Origin of the sequence: Salmonella sp. SAL4457 (assembly GCF_046548235.1) — a bacterium.
GTDB classification, from domain to species: Bacteria; Pseudomonadota; Gammaproteobacteria; order Enterobacterales; family Enterobacteriaceae; genus Salmonella; species Salmonella enterica.
In genome coordinates this window covers 1-287 of sequence record NZ_JBGDZO010000325.1, presented here as the reverse complement: position 1 = coordinate 287, position 287 = coordinate 1, and the positions used below count along the sequence as shown (strand labels likewise).

Annotated in this window: 1 protein-coding gene; it reads left to right on the top strand. The window is 69.3% G+C overall.

All coding sequences use genetic code 11. From position 1 onward, the window contains the following. A partial coding sequence (locus tag ACLJNW_RS24490; protein ID WP_410961256.1) for a LysR substrate-binding domain-containing protein occupies window positions 1-287 on the top strand: 287 nt, incomplete at both ends.

Below are 287 nucleotides of genomic sequence, written 5' to 3'. Positions count from 1 at the left end.
CTGCTGGGGCCGGTCCTCAGGCGCTTCACCGAGGCGTATCCGGACCTGCAACTGGAACTTTCGGTGGAGGACCGCATGGTCGACATCGTCGCCGACGGCTACGACGCCGGCATCCGTTACGGCGGCACGGTGCCCCAGGACATGGTCGCGGTGCCATTGACCGGGGAGCTGCGCTGGGTGGTGGCCGCGTCGCCCGATTACCTGGCGCGCCACGGCGTGCCCCAGCGGCCGGACGACCTGTTGCGGCACGCCTGCATACGCATGCGCCTGGGCGACAACTCGTTCTA